Origin of the sequence: Bacillus cereus group sp. MYBKT111-2, from assembly GCF_051915205.1 — a bacterium.
GTDB lineage: Bacteria > Bacillota > Bacilli > Bacillales > Bacillaceae_G > Bacillus_A > Bacillus_A paranthracis.
This window is the reverse complement of record NZ_JBQAEG010000005.1, coordinates 221,160-241,876: the sequence shown is the minus strand read 5'-3', so window position 1 is coordinate 241,876 and position 20,717 is coordinate 221,160. Positions and strand designations below refer to the sequence as shown.

Below are 20,717 nucleotides of genomic sequence, written 5' to 3'. Positions count from 1 at the left end.
AAGAGTCTTCTCATTATGAGAAGACTCTTTTAATCTATTTACTTCGTAATAAATTGTTGTGTCCAGTAGTTGCCGCTTTCTACATAACCAACACCGATGTGAGTGAAGCCATTATTTAAGATGTTTGCACGGTGTCCAGCACTATTCATCCAAGCTTGTACTACTTCTTCAGGTGTACGTTGGCCTTGGGCGATGTTTTCACCTGCAGATGTATAAGAAATACCAAATTTCTTCATCATGTCAAACGGAGACCCGTATGTAGGGCTGTTATGATCAAAGTAGTTATTTTTTTGCATATCTTCAGATTTAATGCGTGCTACTTTGCTTAATTCAGTGTCGATTTTTAAAGCTGGTAAACCTTGTTTTGCACGCTCAGCGTTTGTTAATTCAACAACACGTTGTTCGAACTCGCTTAAAGATTTTGCTTCTTCAGCAGGCTTTTGCTCAGCCGGTTTTTGTTCAGCTGGTTTTTGAGTATTATTGTTTTCAGCAGGCTTTTGAGCTTCTGGTTTTTGAACTTCTTCAGCAGGCTTTTGCTCGGCCGGTTTTTGCTCAGCAGGCTTTTGAGTTTCTGGCTTAGCTGTTGGTTGCTCAGTTACAACATTTTCAGTAGGTTGTTGACCAGGAATAATGCAATTTGGTTGGAAGTTTCCTTGTTGCCATTGTGCTAATGACTCAACGCCCATAGATTGTAAGAATGCTTGTAATTCTTGTTGGCTCATTTGCTTCATCATCACTTTTGAATGCTGAATATTTTGAACCTTTATGTTAGATGGTTGTACTGTTGCAGCTTGTGCATCTAGAGAAGATACTCCTAAAGTAAGAGCCGTTGCAGCAGCTACAGATAATAAAACACGCTTTTTCATGATGTGTGTCCCCCTATATAAAGTTTTAATTTGTTTTCACACGATTTGTTTTTGACAGCCTGTCTGACTGACAAATTCATCGTAGCATAGATTTTGTGAGAAAAAAGATGGAAAAAAATTCATAGACTTAAAATTTACCTAATTTATCCTAAGAGGGGAAAGGGGAAAAAATAAGAGAAACATAGAGTATAAAAGGAATTTTCAGCATTTTTATACTTGGTTATAAGACGCGTTTTTTGGATAAATGTACCTATATTGAAAATGAAGAATCCTATTGTATCAATGGTTTGAGCGTTTTTTTGAGGAATATACTGGATTGATTTTTACAAAACTGTAATGTTTCTGTTGTTCTTTTTTATAATAAAGTAACATATTTTTAATGTTGTAGCGGACAAAAAAGCGGCTATCTCTTTACATAGACGAAGGAGATAGCCGTTTTCCTATTATTACGTATGTTACGAGTTATTACGAGTTGGTTTCAATTGCTTCTAATAATAAATCAACGATGTGAATTCCTCTCATTTTATGAGAAAGACCTTCTCGTTCAACGCCTAATTTCATTTGTAATAAACAACCTGGATTTGCAGTAACAATGGTTGCTGCTTCTGTTTCATGCACACGGTCCATTTTGTAATCTAGAAATTCCATAGATAGTTCTGAATGAACAATGTTATAAATACCAGCAGAACCACAGCAGCGATCCGCATCTTTCATTTCACGGTATGTTGCGCCTTGAATTGCTTCTAGTAACATACGAGGTTCTGAAGATGTTCGCATAACATTGCGTAAATGACAAGAGTCTTGATACGTAATAACTTGCGGCGTGAGTCGTAAGTCAGTTCGCTTATGGAAGTCTAGTTCTACTAGTATAGCAGTAATATCTTTAATCTTAGAAACAAACTGCTTAGCACGTTCAGCCCAATCCGGATCATCCTTTAAAAGATAATCATAGTCTACGAGGTAAGCTCCGCAACCTCCTGCATTCGTAATAATATAGTCGATGTTTAAATCTTCGAATGCTTTTATATTGCGTTTTGCTAATTCTTTTGCCCCATTTTTCTCACCAGCATGCCCATGTAATGCCCCGCAGCAACTTTGTGCTTTCGGAATAACGATATCACAACCAGCTAACTGAAGCAGTTTCATCGTTGCGTTATTTGTTTCTAAAAACATTGTATCCATTAAACAACCTGTGAAGAATGCAACTTGTTTCTTCTTCGTACTTTCAGCATGTAAAAATTCAGGACGATCTTTCATTGCTTTCATTTTAGGGACCTTAGGCAAAACGAGATCCATTGTTGCAAGTGTTTCAGGGAATAACTTCATAATTCCTGTTTTATGTGTTAGCGTTTGTAAACCGGAACGTTGGTAAAATCCGATTAATCCTGTTAATGTTCTCATTCGATTTTGATGCGGGAAAAGTCCTTCAAAAACGACTTTACGAACAGCTCTCACTGGCATTGAAAATTTTTTGTTTTGATTTATAATATCACGAGCTTCTTCTAATAAATGTCCATAATTCACACCAGATGGACAAACAGGTTCACAAGCACGGCAGCCGAGGCAAACATTTAATGTGTTTTCAACATCTTCATCTGGCTCAATTAAGCCGTCAACGACCGCTTTCATTAATGCGATACGTCCACGCGGGGAATGTGATTCTTTATATCCAGATTGAATGTAAGTAGGGCAAGTTGGTAAGCAGAAACCGCATCGCATGCAGTTTAGTAGTTCATCTTCACTTAATCGTTCTTTAAATTCTTTTTGAATGTTTTCTTTATTTAATGTTGTCATCTCTCAACCACCACTCTTTTACGAGTGTCCTTCGCGAACATCTTTCCTGGATTCATAATGTTATTTGGATCGAAGGCTTGTTTAATTCCTTGCATAGCAGCAATACCTTCTTTACCTAACTTCATTTCTAAATACGGAGCCTTCATCGCACCAACACCATGTTCACCAGTAATCGTGCCACCAAGTTCAATTGCTTTCGCAAATATTTCAGCAAAAGCTTGTTCAGCTCGGCGCATTTCTTCTTCGTTGCGAGCATCTGTCATACAAGTTGGGTGTAGGTTGCCATCGCCAGCATGGCCAAACGTACAAATAGGAATATTATATTTTTTGGCAATGGCATTAATAGCTTCAACCATCGGAGCAATCTGTGAGCGTGGTACCGTTGCATCTTCTAATATTGTAGTAGGTTTTAATCTTGCCAGTGCTGACAGTGCACTACGGCGAGCTGTTCGAAGCGCATCTGCTTCCGCTTCATCTTTTGCGACGCGAACATCAACTGCATTCATGGAACGACAAACGTTAGCCATTTTTTCAATATCTCGATTAACAACTTCAGGCGGACCGTCTTGTTCAATTAATAAAATTGCTTTTACGTCAGTTGGTAAACCGATTTGAGCAAACTCTTCTACTACTTCAATTGTCGGCTGGTCTAAAAACTCAAGTGTCGCTGGAATGATTTTATTTGCAATAATAGAAGAAACAGCACGTGCAGCTTCGTTAATATCTTCATATAGTGCAAGCATCGTTTTCTTCGTTTCAGGCATAGGAACAAGTTTTAATATTGCTTCTGTTACGACGCCAAGTGTTCCTTCAGAACCGATAAATAAACGAGTTAAATCGTAACCAGCTACATCTTTTGCTAATTTACCACCAGTGCGAATCATATCACCATTTGGTAAGACAAGTTCAAGCCCCATCACATAATCACGTGTTACGCCATATTTTAATCCACGTAATCCACCCGAGTTTTCATTAATGTTACCGCCAATTGTAGAAATTTTCATTGAGCTTGGATCTGGTGGATAAAATAAACCTTTTTCTTCTACTGCTTTAATAATATCAAGCGTAATAACACCAGCTTGTACAGTAATTGTTAAATTTTCTTCATCAATTTCTAAAATGTTATTCATATGACGGAAGATAAGGACGATACCGCCTTCAAGTGGACATGTCCCTGCGCAAAGATTTGTTCCAGACCCACGAACATATACAGGGATTTTGTGAGTGTTACATACTTTTAATACTTCAGCTACTTCATTTGTATTACGAGGAGCAATGACTGCATCAGGCATTGCTTGGAAGTTTGGAGTGGCATCATAACTATACGTTAAACGCCCCATATTGGATGTATCTACATTATCTTCGCCAACAATGGATACGAATGAATCAATAATTTGTTTTTCTAACATTGGAAATCCCCCTCAAACTGTTAACGTAATGAGTCATAATAAAAAACGTTGTCACAGTGCTTTCATTATAATGATAAAAAAGTCGGGGGATTCTTTCTATGTATAATCATCTAAAGATTAATCTATTTTATCATTCTTTTTTGTTTGATTATCTAATAAGAGGAGCGAGAAATATAAAATATTTAAGTCTTTGAATTGTTTCGGATCAAGTCCTGTATACTCCTCAATTTTTTTAAGTCTATAATGCAATGTGTTAATGTGTATATGTAATTGCTCCGCTGTTTGTTTATAGGATTGGTTATAATCAATAAATAAACGTAAAGTGTGCATAAGTTCAGGCGATGATAGTAAGTTTTCGATGGTGCGCTTTAGAAATTGTTCCCGCGTTTCCGCAGAAATATCTTGTAAGCACATTTCTAAACGTAAATCTTCATTAAATACAATGTTTTTCGTTGCAAGTGATACGGAAAGAGCTTGTAATGCTTGTTCGTACGATAAATTCATATTGCTTGGCGTAACGGATTGGCCAATCCCGATATATAAAGGAATAGAAAACAAAGTTTCACAGTCTTGTTTTAATCGTTTTAAAAATTGATATGTTTGCTCTTTGGAGTTCGTGGCTGTAAATAAAATGAATCGATCATTTCCCCAGCGAATAAATAAATGCTCCTTTGTTAATAGATTGCGTACGTGTTGCCAAATCTTACGCTGAAGCATCGTGTCATTTTGATCGATAGAGAACAAAATAAGTTGTTTTTTCTTATATAAATCAATACCAAGTGTTTTGGCGCGATCGAGAAAGCTTGGAGACCAGTCTGTATTTTGAAGCCAATCAAAGACAAATGCTTCGTAAGAACGGTGTTCAAGTTCTAGCTGTTCTAAAAAGTAGTTTTCGTGAATGAGTAGTTCGGTCATTTTACGTAATATTTCTCCGTATTGGGAAATGTTTTCAGGTTCGCCTGTAATTCCAATGACACCAATTACTTCGTCATGGAATAGTAAAGGGAGATTCATACCCGCTTTTACGCCATGCAAACGTCGTTCATCCTCTTTTGTAATAATGACAGTTTTCTTTTGTTTTGCGCAGCGGAGTGCGCCTTCATGAAATTGGCCGATTCTTTCTATATCTGTACTTGCGATAATAACGCCTTGTATATTAATGATAATAATATTTTCTTTAATTAGCCTGCGTACTTCTCGTACAATTTTATTCGCTAAATCAGGAAAAAGCATAATTGGCACACCTCAAATTCTATTTGTTGTACATTATATATGTAAATGAAGTAGGAAAGGGAAATTTCACACTTTCCACACATTTATTTGTTATTTTACAATTATAACGAAATCATCCGAAGATGGAGGGAATCTTTTGAGAAAGTCTGTTTTTCTTATTTGTTTTTTATTTCTATTAGTAGGGTGTCAAAGAAGTTCATATACACCGATTGCTAAAGATAAAAGTGTTATTATAACAACGAATATAAAAGAAGGCAGTATTAGTTTTGTCGATAAGCAAACTAAAAAGTTAATTACGACATGGGAACTTAACGAGCCGATGGCAGGAACCCTACTACTTCCAAATGGTGAAGACATACTTGTATATGGTAAGCAGTTAGAGTACATGTATGTATATTCACTAGTTGAAGGAAGACAAGTGGAGAAATATAAAACTGGAAAAGGTATTGTAAATGTAATCGTATCCGAAGATAAAAAACAATTATTTGCTGCCGATCAAAATGCCCAAAAGGTAAGGTTCTTTACGATAAAAGGCAAAGAGACAGGAAGTGTGTCAACTGGAAAAGGGCCAATAACGATGGTAGAGTACCATAACCAGTTATCTGTATTAAACTTTTATGATACGAAGCTAACGACAATTGATACAAAGAAAAAAGAATTGATACAAACCTTTATGATTCCACCAGCGTCAACGGGGGCGACAATTAGTCCAGATGGGAAAGAAATATGGATTGGCGGACATGGTGATGGAAATCAGGTAAATGAGAAAGTATTAGTGTATTCTTTGCAGAGCGGAGAAATGGTACGTTCTTTACACGCTCCGTTTATGCCTGTGAATATTACGAAGGATCATAAGTACGTATATGCATTAAGTCACGGTTCGAATACGCTTAGAAAGTTTGATGTTAGCACGTATAAAGAGGTGGCTTCTGTAGAAGTAGGATCAAACCCATTTGCATTTTTGAAGAGCGGAGCAGAAGGATACGTAGCAAGCTATGATAGTGATGAAGTTTGCGTCATGGATATGAAGAATTTGAAAATAAAACAAACAATTAAAGTCGGAAAAGGACCGTTTCAACTCATAGAGAGAGAAGGGAAGGACAATGAGTAAATATAGGGTGCTAGTTGTAGATGATGAAAGTGATATGAGGCAACTTGTTGGAATGTACTTAGATAATTTCGGATACGAGTGGGAAGAAGCTGAAAATGGAAAAGAAGCTCTAAAAAAATTAGAGACAAATCATTATGATTTCGTTGTACTAGATATTATGATGCCAGAGATGGATGGACTTTCAGTTTGTAAAGAAATTAGAAAAACGTCAGATGTACCAATAATATTTTTAACAGCAAAAGGTGAAGAGTGGAATAGGGTGAACGGCTTACGTATGGGAGCAGATGATTATATTGTAAAGCCATTTAGTCCTGGTGAATTAATTGCTCGTATGGAAGCTGTGTTAAGACGTTATACAAAGCAAGAGCAACAAGAGGAGATTCAGTTTGGCCCGATCCTTATTAATGAAAAAAGTAGGAAGATTGAGGCTGATGGTGAGCCGATTTCTCTTACAGTAAAAGAGTTTGATTTACTCTATTTTCTTTGCCAACATACGGGACAAGTATTTAGCCGGGAACAATTGCTGGAAAAGGTATGGGGATATGATTATGCGGGAAGTACAAGAACAGTAGATACGCACGTGAAAACGATGCGTTTGAAGCTTGGAGAAAGTGGAAACTACATTCAAACTGTTTGGGGTGTAGGCTATAAATTTGAGGTGTAACGTATGTTTACGATGGTACAGAAGCTTTGGCTGACAGTAGTATGTGCAGTATTTGTAACAGTTTCCTTTCTTTACTTTGTATCTTTATATTCGTATGAAAAACTATACGTTGATAATTTAAAAGATTCATTAGTAATGGAAGGGAAGCGTCTTGCTGCGCAATATGATAAGCGCGAAGGAATATCAATTTTTGAAGAGAAAGTAAGAGCATTTGATCAAATATCTAGTTCAGACGTTCTTTTCGTATCGAACCCACGTGATTTAAGTGCATGTTTACCATTTGATGTGCACCATCATTCTCTTATAAGTGAAGGGGACAGGCAAGCATTATTAGATGGAAAAACTGTGACAAAGATAGGATACGAGGAACATTTTGACCGTAATATTATGGGGGTTGTCATCCCTGTTTTAGAAAATAAAAAATTAGTTGGTATTGTATATTCTTATATTCCTTTAAAAAGTATAAAAGACTTAATATATGATATGGGTCTTATTTTAGCACCGTTAGCACTTGCTATAACTTTACTGACAATATGGATTGGTAGAAAAATTATTATTGCTATTACGAAACCACTTTCGCAAATGGAACGAGTTGCCAATCATTTGGCTACGGGAGATTTCTCAGAACGAATTACAATTTCTTCTGAAGATGAAATTGGACGATTAGGAAAAGCATTTAATAAGATGGCAAATTCTTTAGAGACAGAAGACGTAAAGCGTAAGGAGTTTTTAGCTAACGTTTCGCATGAACTAAGAACACCGCTTAGTTATATAAAAGGGTATAGCGAGGCTATTTTAGATGGTGTAGCGAAGGGACCACAGCAGGAAAAAGTAACACAGCTCATTCATAAAGAAGCAGATCGTATGCAACGTCTCGTTCATGATTTATTAGATTTAGCACAACTAGAAGGGGAACATTTCCCTTTAAAGAAACAACCTATCGTTTTTTCACAACTAATTGAAGATGTGTTAGATACGTATGAGATTAAGTTTATAGAAAAGAAAATTCGTATTTCAACAAATTTAAATCCAGAAATTATTGTAATGATTGATGAGGATCGTATGCAGCAAGTGCTTCATAACGTGTTAGATAATGCGATACGGTATACAAATCAAAACGGGGATATCATAATAACTTTAGAGCAAATCGATGATTACTGTGAATTGAAAATAAAAGATACAGGAATTGGTATTGATCTAGAGCATTTAGAAAATCTGGGTGAGCGTTTTTATCGAGTTGATAAAGCGAGAAGTCGTCAACATGGTGGAACAGGTTTAGGCCTTGCTATTGTAAGACAAATTGTTCATATACATGACGGACAGTGGCGAATTGAAAGTAAAAAAGATAAGGGAACGACGGTTAGTATTAAATTGAAAGTACAGGATGAGGAGAGCATGTTCTAATTTTTAGGGCATGCTCTTTTTTAGAAAACAGTTATACGTAAAAGTATTAATTAATATGTAATAAATATCTAAATTTTGACGATTTTATGAACAAAACATTTGTACTTCTTACCAATTCGTTCTAAAATGGTTATGATGCAAAGTTCTTATAAATCGTTTCAATTGTTGTTTGGAAGATACTGAGGTGATTTAACTGGAGTACAAATCTATTAAACCGAAAAAAATTTACGAAGAAGTATCTGAAGCTATTTTAACAATGATTAAAAATGGTACGTTAAAACCTGGTGACAAACTACTTCCTGTACATCAATTAGCTGAGCAGTTTCAAGTTGGCAGATCTGCTGTTCGTGAAGCGCTAAGTGCGCTAAGAGCGATGGGCTTAATTGAGATGAAACAAGGAGAAGGTACATATGTGAAGAATTTTGATTCTTCTTCATTAACAAAATCATTAAACAATAGATTATTGATGAAGAAAGAAGATATTTTGAATTTATTAGAAGTACGAAAGGTGCTTGAAGTGGGGGCAGTTCGAGCAGCTGCGGCAAAACGTACGGAAGATAATTTGCAAAATATGAAGCATTGGTTAGATGAAATGGCAAAGAGCATTGGAGATGAAAAGGCTGGTGAAAAAGCAGATTTTCAGTTCCATATGGGAATTGCGGAATCTTCGCATAACAACATTTTGCTTGAACTCATGAATCATGTTTCAGAGATGATTGCTGAAACGATTGGTGAATCAAGACGCATTATTTTATATGGTGAACAAACAACATCAGAACGACTTATAGAAGAGCATCAAGTTATATATGATGCGGTGTTAAAGCAAGATGTAGAATTAGCGCAGCAAGCAATGCTAGATCATTTAACAAATGTAGAACATATTGTCACAGGTAGAAACGATATAAATTCTTAATTTAATCTTTTAAAAATCTAATTTTCTGATAAAATAGAGAGAGATTAAGTAAGCGTTTTCTTTAGAAGAGGGAGAGGATAGGCCATGGTTGAGCCTATTTCTTCTCTCCTTAGTCATCTGATGACCATATGTTTGTTGGTGGAGTTGTAAAAAGGGGGAGTAATAATTATGAAAGTTACTTTATTTGTTACTTGTTTAGTCGATATGTTTGAAACAAATGTCGGCAAAGCAACAGTTGAGGTGTTGGAGCGTTTAGGTTGTGAAATTGAATTTCCAGAAGCACAAGTTTGTTGCGGTCAGCCTGCTTATAATAGCGGCCATGTAGAAGCTGCAAAAGAAGCGATGAAACATATGATTGAAACTTTTGAAGATGCAGAATATATCGTTACGCCATCTGGTTCTTGTGCGACAATGTTTCATGAGTATCCGCATGTTTTTAAAGATGATCCGAAGTGGGCTAAACGTGCACAAAAAGTTGCTGATAAAACATATGAATTTACACAATTTATTGTAGACGTTTTAAAGGTTACTGATGTTGGTGCAAGTTTACCAGGGATTGCTACTATTCATAAATCATGTCATATGACACGTATGCTTGGAGTAACAGAGGCACCAGGAATTTTATTATCAAATGTAAAAGGGTTAACTGTGAGAGAGTTACCAAATGTGCAAAATTGTTGCGGGTTTGGGGGAACGTTTTCAGTGAAGATGACTCCAATTTCTGAGCAAATGGTAGATGAAAAGGTAGATAGTGCAATGGAAACAGGCGCTGATTATTTAATCGGTGCAGATTGTGGGTGTTTGTTAAACATTGGCGGACGTATTGAGCGTTTAGGAAAAGAAATAAAAGTAATGCATATTGCTGAGGTACTGAATAGTCGCTCATGAAGGGGGAACATAAGCTATGTCTATGAAAATCAGTGAGAAAAAATTTAATGATCGCGTTGGCGATGGAATTCAAGATTCGTTTATGCGCGGAGCAGTATCTTCTGCACAAACACGCTTATATACGAATCGTTTAAAAGCAGCAGATGAATTAGGAAACTGGGAAGAATGGCGTGAACTCGGTGAAGAAATTCGTCAACATACGTTAGAAAATCTTGATTATTACTTAATGCAGTTAAGTGAAAATGTATCCAAAAGAGGCGGACATGTGTACTTTGCGAAAACGAAAGAGGAAGCAGCAAAGTATATTCAAGACGTTGCAAAAAAGAAGCAGGCAAAAAAGGTAGTAAAATCAAAGTCAATGGTAACAGAAGAAATTAGTATGAACCATGCGCTTGAAGAAATCGGTTGTGAAGTGTTAGAAAGTGATCTAGGAGAGTATATTCTGCAAGTAGATAACGATCCACCTTCACATATTATTGCGCCTGCTCTTCATAAAAATAGAACGCAAATTCGTGACGTATTTAAAGAAAAGCTTGGCTATGAAAATTCTGATGATCCATACGAAATGACAAAGTTTGTTCGTAAACAACTTCGTGAAAAATTTATGGATGCTGAAATTGGTGTGACAGGTTGTAACTTCGCTGTTGCAAATACTGGCTCTCTTTGTTTAGTAACAAATGAAGGTAATGCCGACCTTGTTATGTCGATTCCAAAAACACAAATTGCGGTTATGGGTATGGAACGTATGGTTCCGACAATGGAAGAATTAGATGTTTTAGTTGGTTTACTATGTCGTAGTGCAGTAGGTCAAAAGTTAACAAGTTATGTAACGGTAGCGGGACCAATTCAAGAAGAGGAAGTAGATGGCCCAGAAGAATTCCACTTAGTTGTGGTTGATAATGGTCGTTCTCAAATTCTCGGATCTGAATTCCGTCAAGTGTTGCAATGTATTCGTTGTGCTGCTTGTGTGAACGTATGCCCTGTATATCGACATGTTGGTGGACATTCATATGGTTCTATATACTCAGGACCAATTGGGGCGGTATTAACACCACTTTTAGGTGGATATGATGATTACAAAGAGCTTCCTTATGCTTCTAGTTTATGCGGAGCGTGTACAGAAGCTTGTCCAGTAAAAATTCCATTGCATGATTTATTATTAAAACATCGTCAAGTTATCGTTGAGCAAGAAGGGCGTGCTCCACTTGCAGAAAAATTAGCAATGAAAATGTTTAGTATGGGTGCATCTTCAGCAGCTTTATATAAAATGGGATCAAAGATGGCGCCAGCAGCAATGAGTCCATTTACATCTGGTAACCGTGTATCAAAAGGTGTTGGGCCACTTAAAAACTGGACAGATATTCGTGAATTCCCGGCTCCAAGTAAAGAACGATTCCGTGATTGGTATAAAGATCATAAGAAAGGCGGGGACAAATAATGACAGGATTAATTCAAAACCGTGAGTCCTTTCTAGAAAATATTGCAAAAGAACTTGGACGCACGCGTAAAACGGATGGTGTAAAACGTCCAGTATGGAAAAACAATGTGAATAAAGAAACGTTAAAAAATTATTCACAAGAAGAATTGTTAGAAGTATTTAAAAATCAATGTACAAACATTCATACAACTGTTGTGGAAACGACAAATGACCGTTTACGTGAAGATATTCAAAAAGTAATCGTTGAAAACGGCGGGGGACCTATTATGTTATCGGCAGATGAACGTTTTGATTTTTATGGATTGACTTCTTTATTTAAAGAAGAACTTCCAAAGCAAAATGTTGAAGTGAACGTATGGGATCCTGAGAAAAAAGAAGAGAATATGCGTATCGCGGAAAGAGCGAATATTGGAATTGCATTTAGTGATTATACTTTAGCCGAATCTGGTACGATCGTTGTACAAAGTCATAAAGGCCAAGGCCGTTCTTTACACTTTTTACCGACTGTATACCTTGCTATTATTCCACGTGAAACACTTGTACCTCGTATTACACAAGCAGTTGAGGATATGAACAAGCGTGTAGAAAATGGCGAGACAGTGGCATCTTGTATTAACTTTATTACAGGACCTAGTAACTCGGCAGATATAGAAATGAATCTTGTGGTCGGAGTACATGGACCATTAAAAGCAGTATATTTCATCGTATAAAATAGGGGAAAGCAGGCCAGAAAATGGCCTGCTTTTTTAATAGAATAGAGATAATATGAAGTAGAAGTTCTCTCCTTTTTTTGCTATGTTCTTCTGGAAAGGAGAGGAAGGGATGTTCACTTATGTATATGCATTGTTAGCGGGGATGGTGTTTGGTTCTTTTTTTATGGTAATTGCGATGAGAGTTCCGCTAGGGGAGTCTATCATAACCCCGCGTTCATATTGTCATTATTGTAAGTATGTGCTAAAGCCAAAAGAATTGATTCCAATCATTTCTTTTTGTATGCAAAGAGGGCGTTGTACGAATTGTAAGAGAAAAATTTCAATTTTGTACGTAGTATTTGAACTTGTAACTGGAATGATATGCCTTCTTACTGTATATATGATTGGGGTGGAACGAGAGCTTATTATCGTTTTATCACTTTTTTCGTTACTTCTTATTATTTCAGTTACAGATTACATATATATGTTAATTCCAAATCGTATTTTAGCTTGGTTTGCTTGTTTACTCATTTTAGAATGTGCTTTTATACCGTTAGTCACCTGGATAGATAGTATAGTTGGTAGTTGCGTTATATTCATTTTGTTATACTGCATGCAAAAGATATATCCAGAAGGGCTTGGGGGAGGGGATATAAAATTACTTTCGTTACTTGGATTTATAGTGGGACTGAAAGGGATTTTTATCGTTTTATTTTTAGCATCTTGCTTTAGTCTTTGTTTCTTTGGAGCTGGTCTCGTATTAAAACGTATGAAAATGAGGACTCAAATACCGTTTGGTCCTTTTATTAGTCTTGGGGCAATATGTTACATGTTGGTCACGTATGCAAAATAGAGAGGGGATAGAAAATGAATGTATATATGGATGATCAAAGAAGTTGTCCGTACGGTTACGTGCTCGCAACTACAGTAGAATGTGCTTTGCAAATGGTACGAGATTATGAGGTGAATGTTCTTTCCCTTGATTTCAATATGGGATGGGGAGAAAAAAGTGGATTAGATTTTGTCGAAGCTTTTTGTAAAGAGGGTTTATATGTAAATGAAATACACTTTCATACGAATGATGTCATCGGTATGCATAAGATGAAACAGAGAATGAATAAGGGAAAGGAAGAAGGAGAGATTAATCCTAATCTTGTTGTTAAATATGTGGGGAGCTAAAAACTCCAAAGTAAAACTTTGGAGTTTTTAATGTTTCATATGCGCTTGCAACGGAATGATTTCTTCTTGTTGAGCTGCTCCTAATTCAGTTTCTTCTTGTTTCACGTCAGGTACTTTCTTTGTTAAGTAATGGTATACCATACCGACAAATACAGACCCACCAATAATGTTACCGATTGTAACTGGAATTAAGTTATGAATAGCACCTGCAAAAGAAATTGTCTCAGGATGCGGTGAAATTAAAGATAAAGCAAACAGTGATAAGTTTGCGATGCTATGCTCGTAACCAGATAAGAAGAATGTGAAAACGAGCATCATCATCATCATAATTTTTGCTGTATCACCTTTAACTTGAGAAGGTAAGAAACAAGCAAGACATACAAGCCAGTTACATAAAATTGCTTTAAAGAATAGTTGCATTGTAGGTGTATTCATTTTTCCTTCTACTACTTTATTCATGAAATGACCGTGATCAATTGCTTCAAAAATGCCAGTTGCGTAAAATAGTAAGGCAAAGAATAAAGCACCCGCTAAGTTACCTGCATAACAAGCAACCCAGTTACGAAGTGTATCAGATAGTGTTGTTTCTTTTCTTAATGTTGCTACAGTGAAGTACATTGTGTTTCCAGTAAACAATTCAGCACCACCATATATAATAAGTACGAGAGCAATTCCGAAAAACATAGAAGCAGCTAAATAAGTTGCTGGTGAATCTGCAATGTGAAAAAAGTTACCTAATTTAAAGCATAGAACAATAATAAAACCGATATAAATACCCGCAAGTGCTGCACGAATGAAATATTGCATCGGGTTTGTATCTAACATTTGTTTTTTGCTCTTAGCCAGTTTGACAACATAATCTAATCCTTGTTCTAGCATGAGTAATACGCTCCTTTAGTACATCATCTATAAATACTCCTTATATGAATAAAGTACATGGATTCTTTTATAGTTTCAATAAGTTTGTGCAATGTTTCACAAAAAGGACATACATATATTAAGAAAGCGTTTACAGGAGATAGTATAATAGAATTTTTCTGGACATAGAGAGGGGACAAGGAAAAAAGAAAAAGCACTGTAATTACAGCGCTTTTTCGTCTAAATTCTTTTCTACTTTTGTTTCTACTTCTTTTGAGAAGAACCAACCACCAGCTGCGATTCCAACTAATACAATCCAGAATGTAAGCTTCCATGGTGTAGATTCTGGGAATGAGTGCGGAATTACATTTAATGCAGGGTGTGCTAACGTATAAACTGCTAGTTTCACACCAACCCAACCTACAATTAAGAATGCCGCAGTTTCAAGTCCTGGTTTACGTTTTAAAATTTGTACGAAAGCAGTTGCCGCAAATCGCATAATGATTAATCCGATAAGTCCACCTACAAAGATAACAACGAATTGTCCAGTATCAAGACTACCAATTGTACCTAATCCTGTTTTTGGTAAAGTCATTGCTAATGCAACAGCAGCTAAAATAGAATCAACTGCGAAGGCGATATCTGCAACTTCAACTTTAAATACAGTCCACCAAAAGTTCTCTTGTTTTTTCTTTGCTTCTTTTTCTTCTGTTTCTTCATCTGTATTCTTTTTAACATACGTTTTAAATAAGTGATTACCAGCGATAAACATAAGGTAAATGGCACCGATTGCTTGCACTTGCCATACGTCCACTAGGAACGAAATCATAAATAACGATCCGAAACGGAAAACAAATGCCCCTGCTAATCCATAAAATAGTGCTTTCTTTCTTTTTTCTTCTGGTAAATGTTTTACCATAATTGCAAGAACAAGAGCGTTGTCAGCCGCTAAAATCCCCTCTAGTGCAATTAGGATGAGTAATACCCAACCATACTCCAATAATAATGATACATCCATGTACATTCTCCTCTCATTTCTATAAGTACTAAATAAGTGAAGAATTTCCCCACTATTTAGTTTCCCCATACTCCTGCCTATTAACTTTGGAAGAATTTGGTAATGAATGCAAAAAAGACCTCTGCCGTTAATAGGCAAAGGTCTTGCTAGACATATGTAATGAAAATGCCAACAAAGCCGGAAGAACTAAGTTCTACGTAATGACGACTTTGTTTCCAAGAAATATTCTTGGACGCTACTCCCCTTTGGAGATATGCTATTGTACTCTCATTATATGGATAATTTATACGGTTGTCAACCTGTTAAAATGTCTTCATTCGGATATTTTATTTTCCGGTTCTTTTTACGTGCAAATGAAAAAGCTAATGTTAAAGGCCCCATCTTCCCAAAAAACATCATAAAGATAATAATAGCTTTTCCAATCATCGTTAAGTGTGGTGTGAAATTCATACTGAGACCGACAGTCCCAAATGCTGAAAATACTTCAAAAGCACTCATCAATAGAGGAACTCGCTCAGTAATGCTTAAAATTAAAATAGCAAAAAAAATAAATGAAATAGAAATAATAGCAATGGTTAATGATTTGACAATGAGAGTATCTTTAATGGATTTTTTAAACACGACAATATCATCTTGCTCTTGTAAAAATTTAAATACTCCAAAAAACATGATTAAAAAGGTTGTTAATTTAATCCCACCGCCAGTTGAAGCACTACCGGCTCCGATAAACATTAGAAGCATCATTAATAAAAGGGAAGGCTTTGATAATGCGGAAATATCAACTGTATTAAACCCGGCAGTACGCGTTGAAATAGCTTGGAAATAAGCAGCCATGCCTTCTTCAAATGGGGTAAAGCCTCTCATAGAAAGAGAATTGTGAAACTCGAATATAAAAATAAAAACAGTCGCAATAATATTGATGATTAGAGTAGAAGAGAGCATAAGTTTTGAGTGTAATGTAAGGTTTTTAAAATTTTTCTTTCTTTTTATATCTACGATTACTGTAAAACCAATCCCACCTAAAATAATGAGGGAGGAAATGACGAGATTGACAAGAATGCTGTGAGAGTGGGACATTAAATTATCGCTCCAAACAGAAAAACCTGCATTGTTAAAAGCAGAGATGGAATGAAAAAAGCTATAATAGATCCCTTTAGCAATCCCATATTTCGGTACCCATTCAAAAGAAAGAATGAAAGCAGCGATACATTCGACTGTAAAAGAGAATAAAAATAATGCTTTGGCAAGACGAATGACACCGCCTATATTCGTTTGATTTAATGCTTGTTGCAGTAAAATTCGGTTTTGAAGGCCAATTTTTCTGCCAAGCATAATCGCAATTAAAACGGCAAAGCTCATAATGCCAAGTCCGCCCACTTGTATAAGTGTTAAAATGACACATTGGCCAAATAAGGTAAATACTTTCCCAGTGTCCACAACACCAAGCCCTGTAACCGTACAAGCAGAAACGGTTGTAAATAAAGCATCGAGCCATGAAATAGACGTCGTTGTAGCAATTGGCAATTTTAATAAGCATGTACCGATAATTGATAACATAATAAAAGACAAAGTAAGAACACGGGGAGGACTCATGTGAATGTTAATCCGTTTCATGTTACATATCGTTCCTTTCAGTTTGCTTTTACTAGTATGTGAAAAAGCACCATTATGTATGTTAAAAATAGAAAGAGGCAGAGAATATCTGCCTCTAAGCCATATGTTATATTGTTATCCACGTAATTGTTGTTGAGCTAAAGAAACAAGACGTTTTGTTACTTCACCGCCAACTGATCCGTTAGAACGTGATGCAGTATTAGACCCTAAGCTTACGCCGAATTCTTGTGCAATTTCATATTTAAATTGATCAAGTGCTTGTTCAGCACCTGGAACTAGTAATTTGTTTGTTTTTGCCATGATGATACACATCCTTATGAGTAATCCAGTTCAGCTAAGTATGTATCTGAACTGGTACCGTTATTTTATGTGGAACCGGCGTGCTCATACGCGGAAGTAATCGGTGTGATTAGAAGTTATTGGATAGAAAAAAGAGTAGCAATTTTTGCTACTCTTTTTTTAGTATTGTCGCTGTACCTTCCACGACAATATCATCCGATTGATTATATATATTTGTTTGCAACGTAATGATTTTTTTATCGTCACGTTTTTTGATGACCTCTGCCACAACGCGAAGTGTATCGCCGATTTTGACAGGAGCGCGGAATGAAACGTTTTGAGATAAATAAATCGTATTTTTACCCGGGAGTTTCGTTCCAAGGATGGTAGAAATAAAACTTGAAACGAGCATACCATGAGCAATACGTTCTTTAAACATTGTTGTTTTTGCAAAAGAATCTAAAATATGAATAGGATTCACATCTCCAGTCAATTTTGCAAAATTGATAACGTCCTCATCCGTAATCGTTTTTGTAAGTGATGCTTGATCACCGACTTGAATCTCATCATAACGAAGCTCCGGGACGGTTTGTGCTTCTTGAAATGGATTCATTTTGTCCTCCTTCTTTTCCATATCGAAAAATGCTAGCCATCTTGATGTAGTAGGAGGAAGAAAGAGTTTTGTTTGTGCTGCAGTTAGCTCCCACATTTTTCTTACTTGATGGAAGTAAATAGATTTTTTGAGTTTTCCTCGAACTTTTTTGCGAGTTCCAACTGTTTTGTCTTGAAATCTTCCAAAAAACCTTCTAACTGTTTTTGAGCCTCTTCACGTTGTAATTGTTGTTGTTCAATAAATTGCTTCGTTGTTTCTTCAAATTGACCGCTTGTTTGAGTAAGGATAGACAAAGATGTTTTTGTAGGAGAAACAGTTAGCTGTTGCATATGAGCAGAAAGCTCTTTCCATTTGTCTTGCCACTCATTAATTTGATCATTTAAGGAGTTTCCAGTTAATTGCTTCACGTAATCTGTATACTGATTATTGAATTGAGTAGTAAATTGTTGCAGTTCTTTTTCTAGTTCATCTACTCCTGATGTTAATTTATGCAAAGCATCTTGTTGTTGTTTTAATGTTTCTAAAGTAAGTTGCTCTAATTGTTTCCCAGCTGAAGAGAAAAGGGAAAGTGATTGAGACCAGTTTTTCCAAAATGCATCGACTAATTCGTATGGTTTAGTTTCCATTGTTTGACCCCCAAATGTTTTTTTACATATTGTGAACGCAGATTACTCTGCTGTATCACCAGGTGAAGATGAAGAATCTTTTTCATCCTTTTCTGGAGAAGTAGAAAATGGAAAGAATGCATTGGTGTATAACGTGAAAAACGTCCGCAACATATTTTGATAATGCTCAAAAGAAGTCGCACATGTTGTTAAATATTGCTCTCCATATTCAGTTAAAGAATAAATTCTTTTGGCTGGCCCTCCGTCGCTTGTATCCCAAGTAGAAGAAATAAGGTTTTCTTTTTCTAATTTGCGTAGTGTTCTGTACACATTACCTTGGTCAACAGAAGAAAAGCCGATATCCATTAGCATTTGAATAAGTTTGTAACCATGAAGACTCCAGTCTTTAAGACAGAGAAGTAAGAAGGGAACTAAGAAGTTTTTTGGCATGGAGTTTGGTTGTTTTGCTTGGTTGTTCTCCAAACTTTCGCGTTGTTCTGGTTCATTATGTAGCATGATTGTGCATCACCTCATGAATCAGTTAGATGGAATTTTTTGCTTATAAGTGCAATTTACACCTATCTGTTTTTAAAGTCAATACATTTGTTAGAAAATAGAAAAAAATAAAATATAGACTTGAAGTTTTATTCAGAATATTAGAAAATAATGAATAGGTTGAATTGTTTCAAAAACGAAAAAGGGAGTGTAGGTAAAGTGATTGATCAAAAATTCGATCCACTACAAGCATGGAAAAATGCTTATGAACAAACCGAAACATTTTGGGGAAAAGCGCTCAATGAAACAATTAAAACAGAAGAATATTCTGCTTGGATGGGCAGCGTTCTAGATTTGAATTTGTTTTATCAAAAAGCATTAAATGATACGACAAAAAATTATTTAGAGCAGGTAAATGTGCCTACGAAAGAGGATATTGCTAGAGTGGCTACGCTTGTTATTAACTTAGAAAATAAAGTGGATAACATTGAGGAGTTTCTAGAAGATAAGGTAGAGTCAGTAGGACAAGCTCCTACATTAAAGCGCGATGTTACGAAAGTAAAACAAGATATTCGCACATTAGAAACGAAAGTTGATCAAATTTTAGAATTGCTAGAAAAGCAAAATGCAGTACTAGCAAAACTACAAGAACCTGTAAAAGAAGAAGTAAAACCTACGAATAAGCCAGAAAATAAAAAGTGATAATAGCGCTTGTTTATAACATATGAAAGAGAAAGGGAGAATCTCTTTTCTATGTATAAACAGCGAAACATAATTATATAGGGACTCCATAGTATGAGTACCAAAATGATTCATAATAGTCGTTCACAAATTCATTTAAGGGGGAAAAGAAATGGTTCAATTAAATGGCAAAGTAGCAATCGTAACAGGTGGGGCAAAAGGGATTGGAAAAGCAATCACAGTAGCGTTAGCACAAGAGGGCGCAAAAGTTGTTATTAACTATAACAGCAGTAAAGAAGCAGCTGAAAACTTAGTAAATGAACTAGGAAAAGAAGGACATGACGTTTATGCAGTTCAAGCAGATGTTTCTAAAGTAGAAGACGCAAACCGACTTGTAGAAGAAGCAGTGAATCATTTTGGTAAAGTTGATATTCTTGTTAATAATGCTGGTATTACAAGAGATCGTACATTCAAAAAGTTAAATCGTGAAGATTGGGAACGCGTAATTGACGTGAACTTAAGCAGTGTGTTTAATACGACAAGCGCGGTACTTCCATACATAACGGAAGCGGAAGAAGGTAGAATTATTAGCATTTCTTCTATTATTGGTCAAGCGGGTGGATTTGGACAAACAAACTACTCAGCAGCGAAAGCAGGTATGCTAGGATTTACAAAATCATTAGCATTAGAGCTTGCAAAAACAAATGTAACTGTAAACGCTATTTGCCCAGGGTTTATTGATACTGAAATGGTAGCAGAAGTACCAGAAGAAGTACGCCAAAAAATCGTTGCGAAAATCCCGAAAAAACGTTTTGGTCAAGCTGATGAAATTGCAAAAGGTGTAGTATACCTATGCCGTGACGGTGCTTATATCACAGGTCAGCAATTAAACATTAACGGCGGATTATATATGTAATGAAGTAAGAAAAAAGTGCATATCCATAGCAGGAATGCACTTCTTTT

Annotated in this window: 22 protein-coding genes and 1 riboswitch; of the genes, 11 read left to right on the top strand and 11 right to left on the bottom strand. The window is 36.0% G+C overall.

The genetic code is table 11. The features are described from left to right. Window positions 1-38: 38 nt before the first annotated feature. The 4 genes from ACTFNE_RS16505 to ACTFNE_RS16490 all read right to left on the bottom strand — a co-directional run bounded on the left by ACTFNE_RS16505 (window position 39) and on the right by ACTFNE_RS16490 (window position 5,302). Entirely contained in the window at window positions 39-866 is an 828-nt protein-coding gene (locus tag ACTFNE_RS16505) for a CAP domain-containing protein (protein ID WP_000747582.1), read from the bottom strand. A gap of 465 nt (window positions 867-1,331) precedes the next feature. Next, window positions 1,332-2,660, bottom strand: coding sequence for a (Fe-S)-binding protein (locus ACTFNE_RS16500; RefSeq protein WP_270706065.1), 1,329 nt, complete (start codon window positions 2,658-2,660; stop codon window positions 1,332-1,334). Continuing rightward, a complete protein-coding gene (gene glcD, locus ACTFNE_RS16495; protein WP_270706064.1) occupies window positions 2,657-4,069 on the bottom strand; it encodes a glycolate oxidase subunit GlcD in 1,413 nt (470 codons plus the stop codon). The genes ACTFNE_RS16500 and glcD overlap by 4 nt, the downstream gene beginning before the upstream one ends. A gap of 117 nt (window positions 4,070-4,186) precedes the next feature. Continuing rightward, the gene (locus tag ACTFNE_RS16490; protein WP_046197199.1) at window positions 4,187-5,302 is read right to left on the bottom strand and encodes a CdaR family transcriptional regulator; all 1,116 of its coding nucleotides are present in this window, start codon (window positions 5,300-5,302) and stop codon (window positions 4,187-4,189) included. A 136-nt stretch (window positions 5,303-5,438) separates the two neighbouring features. Between ACTFNE_RS16490 and ACTFNE_RS16485 the strand changes: the two genes are divergently transcribed. The 9 genes from ACTFNE_RS16485 (at window position 5,439) to ACTFNE_RS16445 (ending at window position 13,591) form a co-directional block, all read left to right on the top strand. Then, window positions 5,439-6,413, top strand: coding sequence for a YncE family protein (locus tag ACTFNE_RS16485; RefSeq protein WP_046197200.1), 975 nt, complete (start codon window positions 5,439-5,441; stop codon window positions 6,411-6,413). Continuing rightward, complete coding sequence (locus ACTFNE_RS16480; RefSeq protein WP_046197201.1) at window positions 6,406-7,077, top strand: response regulator transcription factor; 672 nt, start codon at window positions 6,406-6,408, stop codon at window positions 7,075-7,077. The genes ACTFNE_RS16485 and ACTFNE_RS16480 overlap by 8 nt, the downstream gene beginning before the upstream one ends. 3 nt (window positions 7,078-7,080) lie before the next feature. Next, window positions 7,081-8,481: a sensor histidine kinase gene (locus ACTFNE_RS16475; RefSeq protein WP_046197202.1), complete on the top strand. Its 1,401-nt coding sequence runs from the start codon at window positions 7,081-7,083 to the stop codon at window positions 8,479-8,481. Between the two features lie 223 nt (window positions 8,482-8,704). Then, entirely contained in the window at window positions 8,705-9,394 is a 690-nt protein-coding gene (locus ACTFNE_RS16470) for a FadR/GntR family transcriptional regulator (protein ID WP_269430685.1), read from the top strand. Window positions 9,395-9,562: 168 nt separating this feature from the next. Next, a complete protein-coding gene (locus ACTFNE_RS16465) occupies window positions 9,563-10,282 on the top strand; it encodes a (Fe-S)-binding protein (RefSeq protein ID WP_000869149.1) in 720 nt (239 codons plus the stop codon). Window positions 10,283-10,298: 16 nt separating this feature from the next. Further along, entirely contained in the window at window positions 10,299-11,720 is a 1,422-nt protein-coding gene (locus ACTFNE_RS16460) for a LutB/LldF family L-lactate oxidation iron-sulfur protein (RefSeq protein ID WP_000061914.1), read from the top strand. Beyond that, entirely contained in the window at window positions 11,720-12,430 is a 711-nt protein-coding gene (locus ACTFNE_RS16455) for a LutC/YkgG family protein (protein ID WP_270706063.1), read from the top strand. The genes ACTFNE_RS16460 and ACTFNE_RS16455 overlap by 1 nt, the downstream gene beginning before the upstream one ends. Window positions 12,431-12,542: 112 nt before the next feature. Then, window positions 12,543-13,265, top strand: coding sequence for a prepilin peptidase (locus ACTFNE_RS16450; protein ID WP_000495748.1), 723 nt, complete (start codon window positions 12,543-12,545; stop codon window positions 13,263-13,265). Window positions 13,266-13,279: 14 nt separating this feature from the next. Next, on the top strand, window positions 13,280-13,591 hold the full coding sequence (locus tag ACTFNE_RS16445) for a cyclic-phosphate processing receiver domain-containing protein (protein WP_001103780.1): 312 nt from the start codon (window positions 13,280-13,282) through the stop codon (window positions 13,589-13,591). Between the two features lie 27 nt (window positions 13,592-13,618). Here the strand turns inward: ACTFNE_RS16445 and ACTFNE_RS16440 are convergent, their stop codons facing one another. The 7 genes from ACTFNE_RS16440 to phaQ all read right to left on the bottom strand — a co-directional run bounded on the left by ACTFNE_RS16440 (window position 13,619) and on the right by phaQ (window position 19,094). Further along, window positions 13,619-14,470, bottom strand: a complete 852-nt coding sequence (locus ACTFNE_RS16440) for a formate/nitrite transporter family protein (protein ID WP_000893050.1) — start codon at window positions 14,468-14,470, stop codon at window positions 13,619-13,621. Window positions 14,471-14,672: 202 nt separating this feature from the next. Further along, window positions 14,673-15,467: a TerC family protein gene (locus tag ACTFNE_RS16435; RefSeq protein ID WP_000383322.1), complete on the bottom strand. Its 795-nt coding sequence runs from the start codon at window positions 15,465-15,467 to the stop codon at window positions 14,673-14,675. 90 nt (window positions 15,468-15,557) lie between these two features. Then, window positions 15,558-15,723: riboswitch (yybP-ykoY riboswitch) on the bottom strand. Between the two features lie 38 nt (window positions 15,724-15,761). Continuing rightward, window positions 15,762-17,081 carry a TrkH family potassium uptake protein gene (locus ACTFNE_RS16430; protein WP_000822320.1) on the bottom strand — a complete coding sequence of 440 codons (1,320 nt, stop codon included), beginning with the start codon at window positions 17,079-17,081 and terminating at the stop codon, window positions 15,762-15,764. Between the two features lie 114 nt (window positions 17,082-17,195). Then, on the bottom strand, window positions 17,196-17,381 hold the full coding sequence (locus tag ACTFNE_RS16425) for an alpha/beta-type small acid-soluble spore protein (RefSeq protein WP_001140707.1): 186 nt from the start codon (window positions 17,379-17,381) through the stop codon (window positions 17,196-17,198). A 148-nt stretch (window positions 17,382-17,529) separates the two neighbouring features. Beyond that, window positions 17,530-17,973 carry a MaoC family dehydratase gene (locus ACTFNE_RS16420; RefSeq protein WP_001067916.1) on the bottom strand — a complete coding sequence of 148 codons (444 nt, stop codon included), beginning with the start codon at window positions 17,971-17,973 and terminating at the stop codon, window positions 17,530-17,532. 101 nt (window positions 17,974-18,074) lie between these two features. After that, window positions 18,075-18,599 carry a polyhydroxyalkanoic acid inclusion protein PhaP gene (phaP, locus tag ACTFNE_RS16415; RefSeq protein ID WP_000448589.1) on the bottom strand — a complete coding sequence of 175 codons (525 nt, stop codon included), beginning with the start codon at window positions 18,597-18,599 and terminating at the stop codon, window positions 18,075-18,077. A 42-nt stretch (window positions 18,600-18,641) separates the two neighbouring features. Beyond that, entirely contained in the window at window positions 18,642-19,094 is a 453-nt protein-coding gene (gene phaQ, locus ACTFNE_RS16410; protein WP_000903020.1) for a poly-beta-hydroxybutyrate-responsive repressor, read from the bottom strand. Between the two features lie 198 nt (window positions 19,095-19,292). Between phaQ and phaR the strand changes: the two genes are divergently transcribed. Continuing rightward, window positions 19,293-19,775, top strand: a complete 483-nt coding sequence (phaR, locus tag ACTFNE_RS16405; RefSeq protein WP_000566940.1) for a polyhydroxyalkanoic acid synthase subunit PhaR — start codon at window positions 19,293-19,295, stop codon at window positions 19,773-19,775. Between the two features lie 151 nt (window positions 19,776-19,926). Further along, on the top strand, window positions 19,927-20,670 hold the full coding sequence (locus ACTFNE_RS16400; protein ID WP_000250412.1) for an acetoacetyl-CoA reductase: 744 nt from the start codon (window positions 19,927-19,929) through the stop codon (window positions 20,668-20,670). Window positions 20,671-20,717 lie beyond the last annotated feature (47 nt).